At 55.3% G+C, this 3,235-nt stretch carries 2 rRNA genes; both read left to right on the top strand.

The annotated features are described in order from the left end of the window. Positions 1–2,887: ribosomal RNA gene (locus IAQ59_RS21485) — 23S ribosomal RNA — on the top strand. Positions 2,888–3,077: 190 nt separating this feature from the next. Then, positions 3,078–3,189 (top strand): 5S ribosomal RNA (rrf, locus tag IAQ59_RS21490). Positions 3,190–3,235: the final 46 nt, after the last annotated feature.

A 3,235-nucleotide genomic window follows, 5' to 3' on the forward strand; every position in this document is an offset into this window, starting at 1 on the left:
AAGTAGACAAGGGCGCACGGGGGATGCCTAGGCTCCGGGAGGCGAAGAAGGACGTGCCAAGCTGCGATAAGCTGTGGGGATCGGCACAGGCGAATTGATCCACAGATTTCCGAATGGGGCAACCCATCCCGATTTATCGGGATATCCAGAAATGGAGGCGAACCCGCCGAACTGAAACATCTAAGTAGGCGGAGGAAGAGAAAACAACAGTGATTCCGCGAGTAGTGGCGAGCGAAAACGGAAGAGCCCAAACCGTGTCTGTTACGGCAGGCGCGGGGTTATAGGACCTGCGTAAGGATGACAAACGTGACGGGAGCTGCCTGGGAAGGCAGACCATAGAGGGTGAGAGTCCCGTACCGGAAGTGTTTGTTTTCTGGCGGGGATCCTGAGTAGGCCGGGACAGGGGAAATCCCGGTTGAATTGTCCGGCACCATCCGGAAAGGCTAAATACTCCCCGGAGACCGATAGTGAACGAGTACCGTGAGGGAAAGGTGAAAAGCACCGTGAATAACGGGGTGAAACAGAACCTGAAACCGTGCGCCTACAAGCGGTCGGAGCCCCGATATCTATCGGGGTGACGGCGTGCCTTTTGCATAATGAGCCTACGAGTTACACCTCGCCGGCGAGGTTAACCCCGTAGACGGGGGGAGCCGCAGCGAAAGCGAGTCCGAACAGGGCGATTTAGTCGGCGGGGGTAGACGCGAAACCTGGTGATCTACCCATGGCCAGGCTGAAGCTCCGGTAAAACGGAGTGGAGGGCCGAACCGATAAGCGTTGAAAAGCTTCCGGATGAGCCGTGGGTAGGGGTGAAAGGCCAATCAAACCGGGAAATAGCTCGTACTCCCCGAAATGTTTTTAGGAACAGCGTCGTGAAATGTATGCCGGAGGTAGAGCTACCGATAGGACTAGGGGGAGTCATATCCTACCAAATCCTGACGAACTCCGAATGCCGGCATATGGTAGCGGCAGTGAGGGCTGGGGTGCTAAGGTCCCAGTCCGAGAGGGAAAGAACCCGGACCTACCGCTAAGGTCCCGAAATTTGCACTAAGTTGAACAAAGGTGGTCCAGCTGCAGAGACAGCCAGGAGGTTAGCTTGGAAGCAGCTATTCCTTTAAAGAGTGCGTAACAGCTCACTGGTCGAGCGGCAGGGCGTCGATAATAATCGGGCATCAAGTGCGATACCGAAGCGTAGGATTACAGCCAAGCTGTAGTGGTAGGGGAGCATTCCAATGACCGGCGAAGGCGCATGGCGATGTGCGCTGGAGGGATTGGAAAAGCAAATGTAGGCATAAGTAACGATAATGCGGGCGAGAAACCCGCACACCGATAGACCAAGGTTTCCTGATCAACGCTAATCGGATCAGGGTCAGTCGGGCCCTAAGGATAACCCGAAGGGGGATTCCGATGGAAAATGGGTTAATATTCCCATACTGCACATGCAGGTGACGGAGTGACGGGGCGGTGAAAGGACCGCGCGGTGACGGAATACCGCGTTGAAGGGAGTAGGTATTGGGGCTGTTGTGAAATGCGCAGCTCTAGCCGAACCTGACAGTACCGCGATCCCTCGGGAAAGCGGATAGTGTCCCTAAAAGCCTCCAAGAAAAACTTCTGGCGACAAGCGCATGTGCACCCGTACCGCAAACCGACACAGGTGGTCAAGGAGAGAATCCTGAGGTGCTCGAGTGAATCATGGCTAAGGAACTCGGCAAAATGGCCCTGTAACTTCGGGAGAAGGGGCGCCTCCCCATGCGAATGGGAGGCCGCAGTGAAAAGGCCCAGGCGACTGTTTATCAAAAACACATGGCTTTGCGAACTCGAAAGAGGAAGTATAAGGCCTGACACCTGCCCGGTGCCGGAAGGTTAAGAGGGGATGTTATCCGCAAGGAGAAGCATTGAATTGAAGCCCCGGTAAACGGCGGCCGTAACTATAACGGTCCTAAGGTAGCGAAATTCCTTGTCGGGTAAGTTCCGACCTGCACGAATGGTGTAACGATCTGGGCGCTGTCTCAGCCATGAGCTCGGTGAAATTGTAGTCGCGGTGAAGATGCCGCGTACCCGCAACGGGACGGAAAGACCCCATGCACCTTTACTGCAGCTTAACATTGGCATCGGGTAAACGATGTGTAGGATAGGCCGGAGGCTTTGAAGCGGGACCGCCAGGTTTCGTGGAGCCGACGTTGAAATACGGCCCTTTGTTTGCCTGGTGTCTAATCCCCATGTTGGGAGACATTGTTTGGCGGGTAGTTTGACTGGGGTGGTCGCCTCCAAAAGGATAACGGAGGCTTCCAAAGGTTCCCTCAGCACGCCTGGTAACCGTGCGCGGAGTGCAATAGCATAAGGGGGCTTGACTGTGAGGCCGACAAGCCGAACAGGGACGAAAGTCGGGTATAGTGATCCGGCGGTACCGCATGGAAGGGCCGTCGCTCAAAGGATAAAAGGTACGCTGGGGATAACAGGCTGATCTCCCCCAAGAGCTCATATCGACGGGGAGGTTTGGCACCTCGATGTCGGCTCGTCACATCCTGGGGCTGGAGAAGGTCCCAAGGGTTGGGCTGTTCGCCCATTAAAGTGGCACGCGAGCTGGGTTCAGAACGTCGTGAGACAGTTCGGTCCCTATCTGTTGCGGGCGTGGGAAATCTGCGGGGGGCTGACCTTAGTACGAGAGGACCGGGTTGGACCGACCGCTGGTGTACCGGTTGTGGTGCCAACTGCACCGCCGGGTAGCTAAGTCGGGAAGGGATAAGCGCTGAAAGCATCTAAGTGCGAAACTCGCCCCAAGATGAGATTTCCATACAGGGCCGTCAGAGACGATGACGTTGATAGGCTGCAGGTGTAAAGCCGGAGACGGCATAGCCGAGCAGTACTAATTGCCCGAAAACTTGGACGTCCGCGGAAGCGTCCGCATTCTCTGCAAGACATGTTGAAAAAGGGAGATCTGAGACTTGAGACGTAAGATATAAGACTTAAGATATTCGATAAGAGATCCTGAACAAACGGTATAAACGGTCACATGACCGGACGAGGTATGGGAAATGTCCCGACTGTTATCTCAGATCCGGTAATGAGCGGCCAAAGATTTAGGCGGCCCAGCGCAGGGGTCCCACCTCTTCCCATCCCGAACAGAGAAGTTAAGCCCTGCCGCGCCGATGGTACTGGGGTTACACCCGGGAGAGTAGGTCGCCGCCACATTATTGAAAAGCCCTTCGTGAAATCGAAGGGCTTTTTTGCGTTTAAG

It is taken from the genome of Lunatimonas salinarum, from assembly GCF_017811155.1.
Lineage (GTDB): Bacteria > Bacteroidota > Bacteroidia > Cytophagales > Cyclobacteriaceae > Lunatimonas > Lunatimonas salinarum.